Raw genomic sequence first — 17382 nt, forward strand, 5'->3', positions numbered from 1 at the left:
GCGTGTCCTGGACGCGCTACGGCACGAGCGCGAGAGCGGAGCATGACTCACACTCCCTCCACGTCGTCGTTGCGAGCGCATTTCGCGTAGACCGGATGGAGCGCAGTGTAATCTGGCGCCTTCGCACTACGGCCGCAGCAGTCCCGACGACGCGCCTACACCGGATCGAACGCCCGGATCGGCGGCAGATTGCCCGTGAACTTCTCCACCTCGACCGTCGTGAGCTGGCCGGTGCAGCCCTGCGCGAAGGACGAGGTACCGATGTCGCGCGTGAGCACGTTGGGGTTGCCGTGAACGCAGAGCGGCGCGTCGTCCTCGGGGTCCATCGGATCGTACCAGGCGCCGGTCGGCAGCTGCACGACGCCGGCCGCGATGCCGTCGGTGACGTGGACGGCGGCAAGACACGCGCCGCGCTCGTTGAACAGGCGGATGATGTCGCCATCCCTGATACCGCGTGCATCGGCATCGCGTGGATTCATGCGCGCGACCTCGCGGCCGCGATGCTTCGCGCCGAGCGAATGGCCGCCAAAATCGAGCTGGCTGTGCAGGCGCGTCACCGGCTGATTGGCGACGAGGAAGCACGGCGCACCGGGTTTCGGCATGTCGGTCTTCTCCAGCCAGACCGGATGGCCGGGGCAATCGGCATCGCCGTGCGCAGCGATCTTGGCTGAATGGATCTCGATGCGCCCGCTCGGCGTAGGCAGCGGATGATTGGCCGGATCGTCGCGAAAACTGCGGAGCCGGCCGCCGTCGTCGGGCTGTTGCGGCACCACCAGGCTGCCGCGCCGCCAGAATTCGTCGAAATCAGGCGCCTCGAGGCCACGCGCTTGAAGCGAGGCGCGAGTCGGCTCGTACAGATGTTCGAGCCACTGCCGCGACGTGCGCCCTTCGGTGAAAGGTTCGCGCGCACCCAGGCGCTCGGCGAGATCGGCAAAGATGTCGTAATCGTCACGCGCTAGGCCAAAGGGCTCGGCGATCTGGTGCATCGCGACCATCAGGGGATCGTTGGTCGAATAGCCGATGTCCTCGCGCTCCAGCGTCATGGTCGAGGGCAGCACGATGTCCGCGTGCCGCGCCGTCGCAGTCCAGGCGAGCTCGTGCACGACGAACGTATCGAGCTGCGCAAAAGCCTTGCGCAAGCGGTTGATGTCCTGATGGTGATGGAAGGGATTGCCGCCGGCCCAGTAGACGAGGCGGATGTCCGGATAGGTACGCGTCTCGCCATTGTAGCGATAGGTCGTGCCGGGATTGAGCAACATGTCGGCGATGCGCGCGACCGGAATGAAATCGCGCACGCCGTTGCGGCCCTGCCCCAGCGTCGGTCCCGGCACGTCGTTGAGGCGGCGGCCGTAATAGCCGATCGCGCCGAGCGAATAAGCATAGCCGCCGCCCGGCAGGCCGATCTGGCCGAGCGCCGCTGCGAGCACCATGCCCATCCACACCGGCTGCTCGCCATGCTCGGCGCGCTGGAGCGAATGCGAAACGGTGATCAGCGCACGCTTTCCGGCGGCGCGGCGAGCGAGCTCGCGGATCGCCTCCGCATCGACGCCGCAAATCGCGGCGGCCCATTCGGCATGCTTGGCCTGCCCGTCGCTCTCGCCAGTGAGATAGCGCAGGAACACGGGCCAGCCTTCGGTGTAGCGATCGAGGAAGGCCTGGTCGTGCAAACCCTCGCTCACAAGCGTGTGGACGATGCCGAGCATCAGGGCGGTGTCGGTGCCGGGCAGGCACGTCATCCATTCGGCGCCGGCCTCGACGGGAAGATCGTCGCGCAGCGGGCTGACCAGGATGAACGCGCAGCCGCGCCGGCGTGCGGCTTCCATGGCGCCGCGCTCGACATGCTTGCTGATCGAGCCGCCGGCCACCATGGAGTTCTTCAGCGCCATGCCGCCGAACGCCAGCACGATGTCGGTGTTCTCGGCAATCTGCTCCCAGGTGACGTTGCGCTTGGTGATGTCCTCGTAGCCCGCGAGGATCTGCGGCAGCAGCACCGAGGACGCGCCCGAGGAATAGGTGTTCACCGAGCGCACATAGCCGCCCACCGCGATGTTGAGGAAGCGATGCACCTGGCTCTGGGCATGATGGAAGCGGCCCGCGCTCGACCAGCCGTAGGAGCCGCCGAACACGGCGCCGGGGCCGCGCGTGTCGCGGATGCGGCCGAGCTCGTCGCCGAGCAGATCGAGCGCCTTCTCCCAACTGACGGAGACGAACTCATCGCGGCCGCGGCGATCGTCCGGGCCAGGTCCGCGCTCGAGCCAGCCACGACGGATCGCCGGCTGGGCGATGCGCGCCTGATGCCGCAGCGCGCCGGGGAAATTGCCGATGATGCCGTTCGGATCGGGGTCGCCCGCATAGGCCCTGACCTCGAGTCCGGCTTCGCTTTGACGCGCGGAAAACACGCCCCAATGCGAGGTGTGGGGCTTGAAGCCGTCAGACAGGTCGAGACCGGGGTCGGGAAAGCCAATCGTATCGTCCATCGCCTGATCCTTGTTCCGGCACGGGCCCAGCCGCTGCCGCGTCGATTCCGGTGGCAGTATACCGATCCGCATCCCGATGTCGTCGGGATCAAGGCCGTCGGAAACGCCGGGCTCCCGCGCGCAAGTACAGCTTGGTGACCGTCCGACCGCACGACGATCGGCGATTCTAAAGACAATTTATTATTTATTTTCAATGCTTTGGCGAATGACCTTCGAGACGCCCCGGTCGCGAAATCTCTTCAAACGACATCGACATGGAAATGTGCGATATGCCGCTCATCCCCACAGCAGTATCGGTCTCATCATGATCCAGCGCGTCTTGCCCTACGAAGGACTCCTCCACGAAGTGGTCGAGCATAATGGCGTGCTCTACATCGGCGGGATCGTCCCCGAGGACACCAGCCTCGATATGTCGGGCCAGGCCAACGACGTCCTCGGGCAGCTGGCGCGCCTGTTGAAGACGCTCGGCTCCGATCTCGCCAACGTCTTGCAGGTGACCATCTTCATGACCAACCTGAAGGAGAAGGCGGAGTTCAATGCGGCCTGGAAGGCGCACTTTGCGGAAGCTCACCTGCCGGCGCGCGCTGCGATCGGCGTGGCCGATCTCGGTCCAGGCGTCAAACTCGAGATGACGGCCATCGCGGCCCGGTACCCAGGCTAGAGGCGCTCACTTCCAGGCGATCGTGATCGCGCTGATGTTGGAGGCGAGTTCAACTCCGGCCTTCGGGCCTTGCAATACGATCGTCACGCCCTTTTCGTTGCGCATGTGGACGCCGTTGACGCCACCGACGAGGGCGAAGCCGCCGCCGACGGAGCTGTAGGTGCCGACGAAGTCGCCGACCTCGCGGATGCCTGATGCCCGGCCATCAAATCTGCCGACGGTCGCGCCGGCCGTGATGCCGACGCTCAAGCCGGAGACCTTGAAGGGATAGTTCCGACCGCGGTAGTTCAGCACACCACTGCCGGTGCCGCCTCCGACCAGCAGGCCAGCCTTGAGGAACCTCACCTGGACATGGCCGCTCGCTTGCGCGAACGACGGCGCGGCCGGCATCGCGAGCAGGAGGAGCGCGAGCGCCGCAAGGCCGATTGCGATCGCGCGCCGCATCCATTCCAGCCTACGGTTTTCCGGCATCGGCCTTCTTCCAGGTCTGGTCGGGATCGAACAGCGTCATGCGCGGCGCGACGAAATCGGTCCGCGTGCCGAGATCCTTCTCGTAGACGGTGCCCGCATGATTGACCACGAACGTCATCACGCCGGAATTGCCGTATTCGGCGGGCCAGGCGATCAGCGCGAAGCCGCCGATCATCTTGTCCTTGACCACGTAGTTGAGCACGCCGCCGGGTGCGTCAGGCCCCTGGCCCTTCAGGATGCGGAAGTAATAGCCGTGGTAGGGCGCCGGCCCTTCGCCCGGCTTGTAGCCTTCGGCCGAAGCCTCCGCGACCAGCGCGCCGAGCGGACTTGGATCGTTGTCATCGCGCCAGAACAAGCCGTCCTTCTTCCCGGGGGTGGAGAGGAAGCGCTGCGCATAGACGCCTGCGCCTTGGCCGCGATCCTTGTCGGCATATTCGTTCTGGGCGTCGACATAAGCAAGCGCGGTCTGGATCGCGTCGAGCTCATTGCGGCCGATGCGGCGGCGAAGCACCTCGATCCGCCCCTCGTCGGTGTCGAATTCCCAACCCGCCTTGGTGTTGACCAGCGGAATCGGGAACGGGAAGTCATCGGGGCCAAGCAGCAGTGTCGCCTTCTTGTTGGCCTCTGCCTTGATCGCGTGCTTGGCGTCGTACATCGAGACGAAACGCGCGCGAATGTCGGCATCGGCGACCTCGTCGCCGGATGAGACGATGTCGTCCGCCGCCCTGCCGAGCACTTTCAGGATATCGCGCGGACCGCTCTTGGCCGCGGCAGCGAGCGCAGATGCCGCCTCCTCCGGTGTCGGGTAGGACTGCTGTGCCTGGCTTGCCGTGCCCATGAGCACGAGCGCCATGATGCCCGGTAAGACGGTACGATGAAGCGATTTCAGGCCGATCATGGCGCCGCCTCCGCAGGAATCTTCGCGCCGTCGGCGAGCCAATCGCGGTAGGTGCGGAATGTCAGGCCAAGCTTTTCATAATACACGCGCAGATAACCATCGCTGCCGCGCGTCACAGCGTCAGGCATCACCCGCTCGACTTCCTGCGCCATCACGCCGACATAGGCCTTGTCGCTGCCGATGTAGCTGAAGCGATAATAGCCGAGGCCGTTAGAGAGATGGCCGAGTAGGACGATGTCATGCTTCAGCGCGATGTCGGAGCGCCGGCCACCGCCGCCACCGCCGCGGCCTCCTCCGCCTCCACCACGGAAGCCGCCGCCACCACCATGCATGGCCATTCCGCCACCGCCGCCGCGCCCGGCAAAGCCTCCGCCGCCACCACCGCGCGGCATGCTCGCCATGCTGGAGCGTCCGCGCGCAGATGCTGCGGCCGCCGCACGGCCGGACGAGACGTTCATCGCACCGCCGCGATTGCCGCCACCGCCACGATTAGCAGCAGCGCCGCCGCCGGCACGGTTGGCAGCCTTTGCACGATCGCCGCCGCCCTTACCTGCATTCTTGCCTGCATTCTTGGCGCGATCTCCACCACCCTTGGCACGATCTCCCGCGCCAGCGCGATCGCCGCCGCCGGGCCGGTCGCCGCGATTGCCGGCACGATCACCGCGATCACCGGCACGATCTCCTGCACGGTCACCCGGACCGCCACGATCACCGGCACGGTCGCCGGCGCGATCTCCCGCCCGATCTCCCGCACCCTGGCCCGGACGCAGCACCTGGTTGCCGTCACGGCCGCGGAAATCCATCCGGTCGGACGCGCCGGCCCTGATGTTGTTGTTGCCGAAGCGCTGCTGGACGTTGATGTTGTTGTAGCGCACGCCGCCGCGATGGGCGGGATTGTGCTGCCAGCCGTTGGCGATGTTGGTGGTGCGATGATTGACGTAGACGTTGCGGTTGCCCCAGTTGCAGCCGCCGCCCCAGTAATTGCCCCAGCGCCCGATCGCCCAGGCCGTGCCAAAGGCAATGCCGGCAGCAACCACGCCAGCGCCGATATAGGACGGATAGCCCCAATAATAGGGCGGGTACTCCGCGTAGGGCCAGGCGCCGTAGACCGTCGCCGGATCGTAATAGGGCACGTACATCTCGGCGGGATCGGCCTGCTGGATGACGACCACCTGCCTGCCTTCCTGACTCTGAACGCTGACCTTCTGCTGTTTGGTGGTGACCAGCTTCTTGTTGTCATAGGCCTTGTTGCGCAGGCGCTGGATCGCGTCCATCACGTCGGGCTGCTGGGCGAGAAAGGCATCGCCGAGCTTCTGGGTCCATTCGAGCTTGTCGCTCATCATCGAAAGAACATCGGGGGTGCTCGCCAGCGCCTTGACGCTGTCGTCCCAGGCCTGCTTGTCGACCTCGGCCTTGAGCGCATCGCCCTTCAGCGTCTTGCGCTCCTTCAGCCAGCGATCGGCCTGCACGACTTCCAGCGGATAGGTCGACGCCGCCAGCACATTGGCCAGCAACTCGTCGGGATAGAGCGCGATCGGCGCCACCAGCGCCTCGAGCTGCTCGGGCTTCAGGAGTTCGGCGCTCGGCGGAGGCGGACTTGCGGGCTGTGCCTGCGTGCTTGGCGCCGCCGGCTTGTCAGCTGTCTGCGCGGTTGCGGTGATCGGCATCGTCAGCATCAACGCAAGCGCCATCAGAATCTTGCCGCAGCGAAACATGCCATCCTCCATCGAACTTTCCGGCCACCAAGATCGGGCCGCGGCATGGCCGTTTATTGATCAAGATCAACGAAGGCCTGCTTCGCCGCCTTGTTGCGGCGCGAGAGCCGCGCTGCCGGATCGCAAGACGTCGGTGCTAATGGATGATCGGGAGCCTGATCGTGAACAGCGCGCCGCCCGACGGCTGGTTCTCGGCGGCTATGGTGCCGTGATGGGCCTCGACGATGGTCTTGACGATTGCGAGCCCCATACCCATGCCCTGAGGCTTGGTCGTGAAGAATGGATTGAAGATCTTCGCGAGGTCGCCGACCGCAATGCCCGAACCGGTATCGGCGATCCTGATCTCGGCGTGGCCGCCGGCGCGCGCGGTCGATACGCTGACTTCGCGCTTCTTCATGTCCGCGTCGGAGACCGCATCCAACGCATTGATGATCAGGTTGAGAACGACCTGCTGCAGCTGCACGGGGTCGCCCTTGACGTTCAGCTCCGCAGCGGCCGGCGCGTAAGCCAGCGTGATCCGGCGCCCGTCGGCGACGGCTGTCACCAGGCCAATTGCTTCCCGTACCGTGTCGTTCAGTTCGGTGTCCCTGATTTCAAACGGCCTCTTCTTCAGGACGCTGCGAAGCCTGCGGATGACCTCGGACGCCCGCTGATCGTCGCGCCTGATGTCGGCCAGAATCTGGCGGATCTCGTTGATGTCGGGTGCAGTGGCCTTGAGCATGAGCTCCGCCGTCTCGGCATTGGTCAGAATGGAGCCGAGCGGCTGGTTGAGCTCGTGGGCAATCGACGTCGTCAACTCGCCGACGGCCGAGTACCGATTGGCGTGGGCGAGTTCCGCCAGGCGCTGTCGCGACTCGATCTCGGCCAATTGACGGCGATGTCGCTCGTGCAGAAGCCCGCTGATGAAACCGGCCTGTATCAAAATCACGGCCGCGATCAGCAGCATCTGCCAGCGATGGCGATCCCAGAGGGTCGGCTCACGAAACAGGATTTCGCTGCCCGGCGGCAGACTGCTCTCGGCGATCCCCCAGCGCTGCATCTCCCGCCAATCGTATTTCGGCGACCCGAATCCGATCGGCTCGTATTTGATGCGGGCCGGCTTCTCGCCGCCGAGGATCCGGATCGCGGCACTGACGGTCTTCGAACTGGTTTCGGCGACGGAGTGCATGGGCCCGCCGACGCTGGCGTCGCCGAAGAAAGGCTCCTGATACGAGAAGATCGGCGCGTTCGCGACAGCATGCAGCCTGTGCAGGGCGATATCGCCCTCGTGGACAATGCCGGCAGCATCAACCGACATCAACCCCCAGAACAGCGCCGTGTGCGGTGGAAGCGCCGATGCGCGCTTCAGGATCTCCTCAAACGGGAGGTCGGAGTACCAGACGAGGTCGAGCCGGCCTTCCAGCGGTTTCAACTCCTGCTTCACCTCCTCAATCCAGAATTTCTCGAGGGGCGAGGCGCCGATCACAACGGCAACCGTTTTGATATCGGGCAAGACCTTGAGAATGTTCTCGAACGCCGCCACGAAATCATTGCGGACGGACACGACCACGTCATTGTCGGTGAGATCCAGGCGGTTCACCAGCCGTTGTTCGACCACGGTCAGCACCGCCGGCGCTTCCGGAAAGAGTTTCGCACGGTATCTCTGCACGAACCGCGCCGCGGGTGCGCCGATGCTCAGCACAATGTCGGGCGGCTGGCCATGGTAGAGCGAACCGAGATATTCGACGAAGGGCGCTTCGGGGCCCGCATTGTTGAAGCGCGCGCTGAGCAGCGCGTGTTCCTGGACGTCGAGCGGCCAGGGCGATTGCCGCTCGAGCTCGACCTTGATGCTCCGCGCGTATTCACTCCAGGGGCGAAACTCGCGGCCGAAGGAGTGCAGGATCAGCACGCGCTTTGGCTCGCTGCGCGCAGCCGAGACGGGCTCAGCGGCTCGCGCCGGCCCGGACAGCATGCACGCGGCGAGCAACAAGCAGAGGCCCAACAGCGCGTTCGCAACCAGCCACTGCTTGACCGACGCCATGGTCATGCGCCCGTTCCCCTTCGCCTCGACCGCTCTCCGGCGCCTCCGGACCACAATTCTAGCGACAAATGGGCTGCTTCGACAGTGCCGAGGACGCAGTCAAGCTGCACGCAGGACGGGGAGGAACGAACCGACCTGGCACGTCAGTGCCCGCTCAGCACCAGCGTCTGGATCGGCAGCAGCAACGCCTGGATGCGCAGCAGCAAGGCATGGACCAAGCCAACGCCGTCGACGACGTGCAGCGCGATCTTTCGGCTGGTCGGCGTGTCCTTGGCGGAAATCTCCTCGTGATTGCTGGTGTAGGCGTTGACGATGCAGCTCGAGCCCGGCGTCACGCCCTCGAGGCCGCCTTTGTAGAGCGGCTCCAGGAACACCAGGATCGTGCCGGGCCGAACGGCGTTCTGTGCTTCCAGTAACTGCTCGCCGGAGCGGAATTGGCCGGCGGCGATGTAGTCCTGCACCGTCGTGATCACCATCGGGATGATGACCCACGGCTTCGAGATGCAGGTCGCCTCCGCCACCATGCCGGTCTTCATCACCTGGGCCTCGATCTGACCGAAGCCGGCCTGAAGGATCGTTCGGCCGGCCTCCGTCGGAATCAGGATACCCGCCGGCCGCATCAACTGGTTGACGACGTCGCCGGGGCGGACGAGGAACTGCTCGACGCGTCCGTCGACGCCGGCGCGGACCTGTGTCTTGTCGAGATCGACCTGCGCCTGATCAAGCGCCGCCTCGGCACTCGCCTTCTGCGCTGGAAGCGAGGTCGAGACCTGCAAGGCCGCCGACTGCCGCGCGGCCGTCGCGGCATCGATGCCGGACTGGCGCTGGTCGACCAGCACCTGGAGCTTTTCGATATCGCGCTGCGGCACGATGCCGGGATTGCGGCGCTGCAGCTCGGTCTTGACGTCGAGTTCGTCCTTGGCCTGCTGGTAATTCGCCTTCGCTTCGCCGATCTGCGCCTCGGCCTTGACCACGTCAGCTTGCGCCGTCTGCATGGCGGCATCGACTTCGGCAATCTTGCGCCTGGCGGTCTCAAACGCGGCCTGCTGCTTCGAGGCGTCGAGCGTGAACAGCACGTCGCCCTTCTTCACCGGCGCGCTGAATCCGAACTTGACCTCGGCCACGCGCCCCGAGCCTTCGGGCAGGATCGGCACGGTGCGGAAATAAAGCGTCGCGCTGGATGTCGACGGATGGAAATAGAAGATCATGGTGATCAGCGACACCGTCAGCATCAGGCAGCCGGTAATGCCCCAGCGCAGCTCGTACCAGACGGAGAAGAAGGTGATCTCCTTGCCAAAGCGCTTGCCCTGCACGTAGCGGCGGTAGAGATAGTCGGGCAGAATCGTCAGCAGCGAGCAGAACATCAGCTCAAACATGGCTGTGCTCCTTCTCCTTCGCGGGCCCCGTCTTTTCTGGAGGCGGCGTGTCACCACCTGTCGGTCGCGGGCTGGCCTGCGTAGCCGCGTCGCTGTCTTCGGGCGTCGCATCCGCGATCTTCTCCACGGAATCGGCGATGCTGCGCAGCGGACCGCCGAAGTCGGGAATGTCGATCATGGCCAGCAGCAGGCCCGCGATCCAGAAGATGTGCATGTGCGTGAAGAGCGAGATCAGGCCGAGCACGGCTACGAATTCGAATTGCAGCTTCTGCGACTTGTGCGCCATTCGCTCAGGCAGGCTGTGCAGCTTCCAATACAGAGTTCCGACCCAGAGCACGGTGCCGATCAGGAAAATTCCCATCACCACCATCAGCGGGTCGGTCCCGCTCCCTGGCGCGAGATAGAACGGCAGATGATGCGGGGCCATCGGATGAAGCTGATCGCTCAACGTTCTCTCCTCGTCAGGCGCGTTTCCACTTGAATGCGCCGAATGCAGTGTCGGTATCGGGTGGCGCAATTGCTTGATTTGGATCAACGGGCCTGGAACGGCCCCTCCTAGCCTCGCCTGAAAGTTGACGCGCAACAACAGGAGCCGCCAGCCATGCCCGGCATCGATGATCTCATCCCCAGCGCCACGCAGATCCGGAAGGAAGCAGCCCTCAAGGAGGCAGCGAAGGCCGACGAATATGCGCGCCTTGCCGCCGCCGCCGAAGCCGAGAAACACGCCCTCATTGAACGCCTCAGCAAGCCTTCTGGCAAGACCGAGGACGAGAAGATCAAGCTCGCCTCGACGATCATCCAGCGTGCGGTGCGGAACGGCTTGACCGAGGTTCAGGTCTATCGCTTCCCCAACACGCTGTGCACCGACAAGGGCCGCGCCATCAATCAGATGGAAGCGGGCTGGGAGAACACCCTGACCGGGATTCCGAAGGAAATCTTCCAGCTCTGGAGCGATTACCTGAAACCGCGCGGCTATCGCATCGCCTATCAGATCATCGATTTTCCAGGCGGCGTGCCCGGCGATATCGGCGTGACCATTTCCTGGGGTGATTGAGCATGGCCAAGGACGCGCCCGCGGAGCGGATGAAGCGGAAGGACTATGAGAAGGAGCTCGAAAAACTCCAGGTCGAGTTGTGTCACCTTCAGGAATGGGTCAGAGCCCAGAAACTGAAGGTGATCATCATCTTCGAGGGGCGCGACGCGGCCGGCAAGGGCGGGACCATCAAGGCGCTGACCGAAAAGGTGAGCCCGCGTGTGTTCCGTGTCTGCGCCCTGCCCGCGCCTTCCGACCGGCAGAAATCCCAGCTGTTCCTGCAGCGCTATATCGAGCAATTCCCGGCCGGCGGTGAGATCGTGATTTTCGACCGCAGCTGGTACAACCGCGCCGGCGTTGAGTACGTCATGGGCTTCTGCTCGCCGACCGAACACAAGCGCTTCCTGGAATTGTGTCCGCTGGTCGAGAAATTCGCCGTGGACGCCGGCATCGTCCTGATCAAGCTCTGGCTCGAGGTCGGGATGGAGGAGCAGGAGCTCCGCTTCAAGGCGCGTATCGAGGACCCGCTGCGGCAGTGGAAGCTGAGCCCGATGGACACCGAGTCGTTCGGGCGCTGGTACGATTACTCGCGCGCGCGTGACATGATGTTCGAGGCGACCGACACGAAGCATGCACCGTGGCGGCTGATCCGCTCCGACGACAAGCGGCGAGCGCGGCTCAACGTCATCTCGCACATTCTGAGAACGATCCCTTACAAGGAGGTCAAGCGGGAGAAGGTCAAGCTGCCGCCGCGGTCCCACAAGGGACGTTACAACGACCAGGCGAGCCTGCGCGGCCTGAAGTTCGTCGAGGAACGCTACTGAAACGCGAAACGGGCTGCGATGGCGCAGCCCGTTGGCTTGAGCGCCCTGCCGGGCCTATTTCAGCCGGATAGTGACGCCGCCAACCGCGGCCGACACTTCCGCGCCGACCCTCGGGCCGCTGAGCTGAAGGATCACGCCATTGCCGTTCTGCAACTGCACGGCTCCGGCCCCCGCGGCGACGGCGCCGCCGGCGCCGCCCACCGCGTAAGAGCCTTCGATCGACTGCGGGCCCCTCAGATTGAGGGCGCGGCCAACGAACCTGGTCGTCGAAGCTCCGATCGTGAAGCCGACGCTCATGCCTGACACGGTGAAGGGATATTTCTTGCCCCGCAACACCAAAACGCCCTCGCCGCCGCCGACGCCGACGATGAAGCCGCCCTTGGTGAAGACGACGGCGACCTGACCGGTCTCGGCACGCGACGGCGTGCTGAAGCCGGCAGCGACGGCGAACGAGGTGATCAAGGCGGCGGCGATGGCAGATTTCCTCATGACGTTCATTCTCCTTTGGGTTGATATCGGAGTGATCCGGATCGACCGGCACTCCCATTGGTTCGTGTTACTTCGAGCCGCCCTCGGCCGCCTCGTAGGCGTCCCGATAGCCACGCGCAATGCTGCGAACACCCCGTCCGATATCGTCGTAGACATCATCCGGAAGGTTTGCCAGCGACACGCGCAGCGACCATTCGGGCGCATCGAAACCGCCGCCGTTCAACAACACAATGCCGTGGGCTTCGGCCAGTCGAAACGCGAGATCGAGCGGATGAACGTTCTTCTTCAGGTAGTCGACGGCCTTGTCGCCGATGTTCTTCCGCGCCCAGAATTCAAAATCGATCAGTCCGTAATACGCATCATAGTTGGGATTCGGGTTCAGCTTGTCGGCAAGGCCGAGACCGTCAAGCAGTAGCCACAGCCGCTTGTGGACGATTTCCATGCATGCCGCTTGATACGCCTTCTTTTCATCCAGCATCTCCGAAAGGGAGAACAGGCTCATCATCACCTGCTGCGGCAGCGATAGGCCGGCGGTGTGATTGAGCGCGACATCCCGGCTATCGGCGACGATGCGGTCGATGAGCTTGAGCTTGCGCGGCTCCAGCGTCAGGGGACCGTAACGCTTGTCGAGCGCCTTCACCGCAGCAGCCGGCAACTTCGCGATCATCTTGTCAAAGATGTTGTCCTCGTGAATGGCGATGGCGCCGAGCCGCCATCCCGTGCAGCCGAAATATTTCGAATAGGAATAGACGCCGATCGTATTGTGCGGGAGCTCGCCGAGCAGCGAGCGGAAGCCGTGCACGAAGGTTCCGTAGACGTCATCGGTCAGGAGCATCAGATCGGGACGCTTGGTCTTGACCAGGGTCGTCAGCTTCGCGATCGTCTCCGGGCTCACTCCCATTCCCGAAGGATTGGCGGGATTGACGATGAAGAAGGCCTTGATCTTCGGGTCTTCCAGCTTCTTGATTTCCTCGTCCGTGAACTGGAATCGGTTTTCCTGCGGCGCCTTGATCTCGACCATCTTGAGGTCGTAATCCTCAAGGTGCGTCATCTCGATATACGGCGTGAAGATCGGCGTTCCCAGCGCGATGGTGTCACCCGGCAGCAGCAGGCGATTGGCCTTCAGCGATTTGAAGATGTAGCACATCGCGGCAGTGCCGCCCTCGACCGCGTAGATGTCGAACTTGCCCGATGGCCGTGGCTCGCCGCACACGGCCCACATCAGGTATTCGTGCACGATCTTTTCGTTGTGCACCAGCATGCGGTCAGGCACGGGATAATTGTCGCCGATGATCGAATCGACGAGCTCGTGGACGAAGGCATCCGGCTCGAAGCCGAACTTCTTGACCGCAAAGGGCAGCATCTCCGACAGGAAGCTCGCGCCCGGCATGTCGGCGTGCTGGGCGAGCCAGGCCTCGTAGCGTGCAGCAATGCCCTTGGCCTGGGGCATGCCGCCGATCCCGGCGGGGTGGTCCATGACGCGCTTGCTCTCGGTGATCGCGAACTGTCCGAGCAGGAAGAAGCCTTCGCGCGGCGTGGTGGCCACCCAGTTCGGATTGCCGCGGCCGGCGTTCAGGAAGGCGGACTGCGTCCGTTTCGAGGTCGCCTTGGCGAGATTGATCAGCTCGTCCTTGATCTCGAACGGGCTCAGCGCCTCGAATTTCTTCAGCGTCAAGATATCAGCCATAGGACACTCCCGAATGATGCAATCCGTAGAACGAGGTCGGACAGGCTCTGCGCCTGTGTCGTCGCGTTCAGGATGAGTGGCGGCCGATGGCGACCCTTGATCTAGCTCAAAGGTCTTGTGACTCGCTGCCGTTCCGCAACGCAGCGAGCTGATGTTGTTAGCTACGCTCGCCGCGAACGCCGCAAGGCTCAGCCATTGACATAAATCAACATGTCGGATGGGGGCCATCGCCTCATGTTGATCGATACGGCTACAGATCTCGTTATCGGGATCTTCGCATCCGACGTGGCGGAGCGAGTTGGGCGCGTGCCGATGCATGTAGGGGTGACATCATGATCGACTGGTTCTTTCAGACGCTCAAGAGCTATCCGGAAATCGCGATCTTCATATCCCTAGCCTTGGGCTACTATTTCGGCTCCTTCACCTACAAGGGCCTCGGGCTCGGTGCCGTCACCGCGACGCTGATCGCAGCCGTCATCATCGGCCAGATCGGGATCACGGTGACGGGTCCGCTCAAGCCGTTCTTCTTCCTGATGTTCCTGTTTGCCATCGGCTACGGCGTCGGGCCGCAATTCGTGCGCGGCATCGCGCAGGACGGCGTCCCACAGGCGATCTTCGCGGCCGTCGTGTGCGTGTTCTGCCTGATCGCGGCGTATGTTGGGGCAAAGCTTGCAGGCTACGATGTCGGTTCGGCCGCCGGACTTTATGCCGGCTCGCAGACGATCTCGGCATCCATGGGCCTAGCGACCGATGCCATCAACCGGCTCGGCCTGTCGCCGGAAGAGACCAAGAAGATTCTCGACGGCATGCCGGTCGCCTACGCGGTCACCTATATCTTCGGCACGGTCGGATCCGCGATCGTCCTGGCTCTGCTTGGTCCGGCACTGCTCGGCATCGACCTCGAGGCGGCCTGCAAGAAATATGAGGAGGAGCACGGGGGCAAGAAGCAGACGGGCGGTCCGGGAACGGCCTGGCACCAGTTCGATGTGCGCGCTTTTCGTGTCAATGAGCGGGGTCCGGTGGTTGGAAAGACCGTGCAGCAGGCAGAAGCATTGCTACCCGACCATCGGGTGTTCGTCCTGCGGATCAGGCAAGACGGCAAGATCACGGATGCCACCGCCGATGCCGTCATTCACGCAGGCGCCGTCGTCGCCGTCGCCGGCCGACGCGACGTTCTCGTCAGTCTGATCGGCGAGCAGGCGGAAGAGGTCGACGATCGCGAGTTGCTGGCGATGCCGATCGAGGGCGTCGATGTCTACGTGACCAGTAAGGACGTCGACGGAAAGACGCTGGAGGAGCTGTCGCGAACGGCAGGCGCTCGCGGCGTGTTCCTCCGCAAGATCACCCGGGGTGCGATCGCCGTTGATATCCCTATCCTGCCGAACACGAAGATCAATCGCGGCGACATCGTCACCATCGTGGGACGCACGCCGGATGTGGCGGCCGCGACAAAGATGCTCGGCCGCCCGGATCGCGCGACCGATGTGGCCGACGTCGCCTTCATCGGAGCCGCAATCGCGATCGGCGCGCTGATCGGCGCCATCGTCTACAAGATCGGCAGCGTGCCGTTGACGCTGTCCACGTCAGGTGGCGCCTTGATCTCAGGCCTGTTCTTCGGCTGGCTCCGCTCCGTGCATCCGACCTTCGGCCGGATTCCTTCTCCGACCGTCTGGTTCATGAACTCGGTCGGCCTGAACGTCTTCATTGCGATCGTCGGCATCTCGTCGGGACCGGGCTTCGTGGCCGGCCTCAAGGCGCAAGGCATCGGCCTGTTTCTCTGGGGCGTCGGCGTGACGACCGTGCCGCTGATCCTCGCAATGTACGTCGGAAAATACGTGTTCCGCTTCCATGACGCTATCGTACTCGGATGCTGTTCGGGGGCGAGGACCACGACAGCTTCTCTCGGCATGATCAATGACCGCGCCAAGAGCCAGATCCCGGGTCTGGGATATACCGTGACATACGCTGTCGGAAACACGCTGCTGACAATCTGGGGAATGGTGCTTGTCATGTTGATGACATAGCAGGGCCGCCCGCGATGCTGGTTTGGCTGGAGCAGTTTCTCGTCCGTTATCCCGAGCTCGCGCTGTTCCTCGTGATCGCCGCGGGCTACTGGATCGGAAGCTTCAAGATCGGTACGTTCAGCCTGGGCCCGGTCACGGGCGCGTTGTTCGCCGGATTGGCGGTCGGGGATTTCGCGCACGTCCCCGTTTCCAGCATGACCAAGTCGTTCCTCTTCCTGCTGTTCCTGTTTGGGGTCGGCTATCTGGTCGGGCCGCAATTCGCGCAATCGATGAAGCGCGACGGGCTGAAGCCGATGCTACTCGCCATCGTCGTATGCTTGACGGGACTTGCGACCTCCATTGCCGTTGCGAAGGTTTTGCGCCTCGATCCCGGCTACGCGTCGGGCCTTATGTCGGGCGCACTTAGCCAGAGCGCCGCAATGGGAACAGCAACCGACGCAATCAACGGACTGGCCATCCCCGAGGCGCAGCGCGCGCTTTTCGTCTCGCACATCGCGGTGGCGGACGCTGTCTGCTACATCTTCGGTTATGCAGGCGTCATCCTCTTCGTCACTCAGATTGCACCCGCCCTCCTGAAAATCGATCTGCCAGCGGAGGCGCTCAAGCTCGAGCAGGCATTGGGCGTCACGCGCACCAAGCCGGGCCTGGCGTCTGCCTGGCGCAAATTCGAGCTGCGCGCCTATCGATTGGATGAACGTTCCGCCCTCGTCGGGGTGACGGTCGCAGCCGCGGAAGCCCGCATTCCGGATTTCCGGCTGTTCATTCATCGGATCCGCCGCGGAGAACACCTTCTGGAGGCGGACCCCGGAACGGTTCTGGCCGCCGGCGACCTCGTCGCGCTATCCGCTCCGCGAGAGGTCATCGTCGAATGGATCGGCCCTCGCGCCGAAGAAGTCGAGGATAGGGAACTCCTCGACATTCCCCTGATCTCTGCCGATGTCATCCTGATCAATCCGAAGCTCGCAGGCATGACACTGGAAGCCGCCTCGCGAGAGAGCTGGACCCGCACCCTCTATCTGCGCTCGCTGAGCCGGGGGAGTCAGCAGATTCCTGTGGGAGCCGGCGTCGTCCTGCAACGCGGCGACCTGCTCCGGATCGTCGGGCCCGAGCCGACCGTGCAGACCGCAGCCAAGAGCATCGGTGCGATCGTCGCGCCGAGCACCAGCATCGATTTCATCGTGTTGGGCCTTGCGATCTTCTGCGGCGGCCTCATCGGCACTCTCCTCAGTTTCTCCGTCGGTGGCGTCAATATCTCGCTCAGTACCAGCGTTGGCACCTTGCTCGCCGGGCTTTTTGTCGGGGCTCTCCGCACACGTTACCCGCTGTTCGGACAAATTCCCGACGGCGCCATCAGCTTGATGACCTCGCTCGGACTGGCAGCTTTCGTAGGGCTGACCGGCATCCATGCAGGACCGATCTTTCTGTCGGCCTTACGTGAAGCCGGCATCGGCCTTCTGTTGGGAGGCATGGCCATCACACTGCTGCCGCAGATCGTCGGATTCTGCTTTGGTCATTTCGTGTTGCGGATGAACCCGATCCTCCTGCTCGGCGGATTGACCGGATCGCAGACGGTGACGGCCGCAATGGCCGCGCTCCAGGAGCGTGCCGGCAGCCCTGTCCCCGTTCTGGGCTATACGCCGGCGTACCCGGTCGCCAACATCCTGTTGACGACCTGGGGCTCCGTCATGGTGGTCGTCTTCGCCTGAC

General features: G+C 63.8%; 14 protein-coding genes. 5 read left to right on the plus strand and 9 right to left on the minus strand.

The features are described 5' to 3' along the window. Positions 1-155: 155 nt before the first annotated feature. On the minus strand, positions 156-2477 hold the full coding sequence (locus tag AB7008_RS35690; RefSeq protein ID WP_304494732.1) for a molybdopterin guanine dinucleotide-containing S/N-oxide reductase: 2322 nt from the start codon (positions 2475-2477) through the stop codon (positions 156-158). 304 nt (positions 2478-2781) lie between these two features. On the opposite strand from AB7008_RS35690, the gene AB7008_RS35695 reads away from it, so the two are divergent. After that, positions 2782-3138, plus strand: coding sequence for a RidA family protein (locus AB7008_RS35695; RefSeq protein WP_028156786.1), 357 nt, complete (start codon positions 2782-2784; stop codon positions 3136-3138). Positions 3139-3144: 6 nt separating this feature from the next. On the opposite strand, the gene AB7008_RS35700 is transcribed toward AB7008_RS35695, so the two are convergent. The 6 genes from AB7008_RS35700 to AB7008_RS35725 all read right to left on the minus strand — a co-directional run bounded on the left by AB7008_RS35700 (position 3145) and on the right by AB7008_RS35725 (position 10045). Beyond that, on the minus strand, positions 3145-3609 hold the full coding sequence (locus tag AB7008_RS35700; RefSeq protein ID WP_304490824.1) for a hypothetical protein: 465 nt from the start codon (positions 3607-3609) through the stop codon (positions 3145-3147). After that, complete coding sequence (locus tag AB7008_RS35705) at positions 3593-4507, minus strand: DUF2950 domain-containing protein (RefSeq protein ID WP_304490825.1); 915 nt, start codon at positions 4505-4507, stop codon at positions 3593-3595. Before AB7008_RS35705 ends, AB7008_RS35700 begins: the two co-directional genes overlap by 17 nt. After that, positions 4504-6222 carry a DUF3300 domain-containing protein gene (locus tag AB7008_RS35710; RefSeq protein ID WP_028156789.1) on the minus strand — a complete coding sequence of 573 codons (1719 nt, stop codon included), beginning with the start codon at positions 6220-6222 and terminating at the stop codon, positions 4504-4506. The genes AB7008_RS35705 and AB7008_RS35710 overlap by 4 nt, the downstream gene beginning before the upstream one ends. 136 nt (positions 6223-6358) lie before the next feature. Beyond that, positions 6359-8248, minus strand: coding sequence for a sensor histidine kinase (locus AB7008_RS35715; RefSeq protein ID WP_304490826.1), 1890 nt, complete (start codon positions 8246-8248; stop codon positions 6359-6361). Positions 8249-8385: 137 nt separating this feature from the next. Continuing rightward, a complete protein-coding gene (locus AB7008_RS35720; protein ID WP_304490827.1) occupies positions 8386-9618 on the minus strand; it encodes an HlyD family secretion protein in 1233 nt (410 codons plus the stop codon). Further along, positions 9611-10045: a hypothetical protein gene (locus AB7008_RS35725; protein ID WP_248883468.1), complete on the minus strand. Its 435-nt coding sequence runs from the start codon at positions 10043-10045 to the stop codon at positions 9611-9613. The genes AB7008_RS35720 and AB7008_RS35725 overlap by 8 nt, the downstream gene beginning before the upstream one ends. A 174-nt stretch (positions 10046-10219) precedes the next feature. On the opposite strand from AB7008_RS35725, the gene AB7008_RS35730 reads away from it, so the two are divergent. Continuing rightward, complete coding sequence (locus AB7008_RS35730; protein ID WP_028149181.1) at positions 10220-10672, plus strand: hypothetical protein; 453 nt, start codon at positions 10220-10222, stop codon at positions 10670-10672. Between the two features lie 2 nt (positions 10673-10674). Then, on the plus strand, positions 10675-11475 hold the full coding sequence (ppk2, locus tag AB7008_RS35735) for a polyphosphate kinase 2 (RefSeq protein ID WP_441260306.1): 801 nt from the start codon (positions 10675-10677) through the stop codon (positions 11473-11475). 54 nt (positions 11476-11529) lie between these two features. On the opposite strand, the gene AB7008_RS35740 is transcribed toward ppk2, so the two are convergent. Both AB7008_RS35740 and aspD read right to left on the minus strand, forming a co-directional pair. After that, entirely contained in the window at positions 11530-11964 is a 435-nt protein-coding gene (locus AB7008_RS35740) for a hypothetical protein (RefSeq protein ID WP_441260307.1), read from the minus strand. Between the two features lie 67 nt (positions 11965-12031). Continuing rightward, positions 12032-13651: an aspartate 4-decarboxylase gene (gene aspD / locus AB7008_RS35745; RefSeq protein WP_441260308.1), complete on the minus strand. Its 1620-nt coding sequence runs from the start codon at positions 13649-13651 to the stop codon at positions 12032-12034. Positions 13652-13983: 332 nt separating this feature from the next. Here aspD and aspT (AB7008_RS35750) point away from each other — a divergent pair, with 332 nt between their 5' ends. Both aspT (AB7008_RS35750) and aspT (AB7008_RS35755) read left to right on the plus strand, forming a co-directional pair. Next, positions 13984-15675, plus strand: coding sequence for an aspartate-alanine antiporter (gene aspT / locus AB7008_RS35750; RefSeq protein WP_028156797.1), 1692 nt, complete (start codon positions 13984-13986; stop codon positions 15673-15675). Between the two features lie 14 nt (positions 15676-15689). Further along, on the plus strand, positions 15690-17381 hold the full coding sequence (aspT, locus tag AB7008_RS35755) for an aspartate-alanine antiporter (RefSeq protein ID WP_441260309.1): 1692 nt from the start codon (positions 15690-15692) through the stop codon (positions 17379-17381). Position 17382 lies beyond the last annotated feature (1 nt).

The sequence above is a fragment of the Bradyrhizobium sp. 521_C7_N1_3 genome, assembly GCF_052075975.1.
GTDB lineage: Bacteria > Pseudomonadota > Alphaproteobacteria > Rhizobiales > Xanthobacteraceae > Bradyrhizobium > Bradyrhizobium japonicum.